The organism is Vibrio sp. Vb0349, from assembly GCF_033338975.1.
Window position 1 is genome coordinate 1 of sequence record NZ_JAWOTS010000122.1, and the last position, 1,680, is coordinate 1,680.

The following is a 1,680-nucleotide window of genomic DNA, read 5'->3' on the forward strand; positions in this document are numbered from 1 at the left end:
GGCTCGGCAACAAGGTAAAAGTGCTTGATGACGCAGGGAGCGAAGTAGTTTCACAACGCGGAGAACTAACATGTAACAACTCGCTGCCAAACTTCCCTATCGGCTTTTGGCATGACAATGGCGAACGTTATCACGATGCTTACTGGAGCAAATTTGCGGATACTTGGCACCACGGTGATGACGTCATGCAAACCGCAAACGGCGGCTTTATCTTCTACGGCCGAAGTGACGCAACGCTCAATCCCGGCGGAGTACGTATTGGCACAGCAGAAATCTATCAACAAGTGAACGCGCTATCGGGTATCGAAGATTCGATTGCCGTCGGTAAGTTGAGCCAACAATCTGAAGAGATCTGGTTATTCGTCAAATTAAGCCAAAGTGTTGAGTTAACGCCACAACTGACTGACTTGATCCGCAAAACGTTGAAAACGAACTGCTCACCGCGACATGTCCCGCGCAAGATCTTCGCACTCAGTGATATTCCACGAACGCGTTCCGGCAAAACGGTTGAACTGGCAGTAAAGCAGGTCGTGAATGGTCAGACAGTTAAAAATATCGGCGCAATTGCGAATCCGGAAGTTTTGGAAGAGATAGCGGCGATTGCCGTTGAAACGCAGCCCGCACTGACCAATGCGCTATAAAAAAGAGCCGCTATTGCGGCTCTTACGATTTCAATTTATTCGAAGTTTTAAATTACTTCTCTTTACCGAATACGTTGTTCTCTTGCTCTTGTACGCGGATGAAAGTCGTACGCTTCGTTAGTTCTTTAAGCTTCGCTGCGCCTACGTAGGTACAGGTTGAACGCACACCACCAAGGATATCTGAGATCGTACCGTGAACACTGCCACGGAATGGCAATAGTACGGTTTTACCTTCAGCGGCACGGTACTTAGCCACACCACCAGAGTGCTTGTCCATTGCCGACTGAGAAGACATGCCGTAGAACTTCATGAAAGTCTCACCATCTTTCTCGATGATCTCGCCGCCTGACTCTTCGTGACCCGCTAACATACCGCCAAGCATCACGAAGTCTGCACCGCCGCCAAACGCTTTTGATACGTCACCCGCGCATGAACAACCGCCGTCACCGATGATCATACCACCAAGGCCGTGCGCCGCATCACCACACTCAATGATTGCAGAAAGCTGAGGATAACCCACACCCGTTTTGACACGAGTAGTACATACTGAACCTGGGCCAATGCCCACTTTTACGATGTCTGCGCCAGCAAGAATAAGCTCTTCACACATATCACCAGTAACCACGTTACCCGCAGAAATCACTTTGTCTGGAAACTCTGCACGTACACGCTCTACGTACTCAACTAAATGCTCTGAGTAGCCGTTCGCGATATCAACACAAATAAAGATGAGCTCGTCAGAAAGCGCCATAATGTCTTTTGTTTTTTGGAAATCTGCGTCAGAAGTTCCCGTAGACACCATCACGTTTTTTAGCGTTGCGTTGTCAGCAGATTTTACGAAGTCTGCCCAGTCGTTCACTGTGTAGTGTTTGTGAACGGCTGTCATTACACCATGCTCAGCCAGTGCTTTAGCCATTTCAAAGCTACCAACTGAATCCATGTTCGCTGCGATTACAGGCACACCAGACCATTGACGACCACTATGCTTGAATGTAAAATCGCGGGTTAAATTTACTTGAGAACGGCTTTTCAGGGTAGA

Annotated in this window: 1 protein-coding gene and 1 pseudogene; one reads left to right on the forward strand and one right to left on the reverse strand. The window is 48.4% G+C overall.

Annotated features, from left to right (window positions below; genetic code table 11):
• Nucleotides 1–641: pseudogene (locus R7Q47_RS23760) on the forward strand (acetoacetate--CoA ligase); the annotation flags it as partial.
• Nucleotides 642–693: 52 nt separating this feature from the next.
• Here the strand turns inward: R7Q47_RS23760 and R7Q47_RS23765 are convergent.
• Nucleotides 694–1,680, reverse strand: a 987-nt coding sequence (locus R7Q47_RS23765; protein ID WP_318089604.1) for a GMP reductase, incomplete at its 5' end; no start/stop codon positions are given.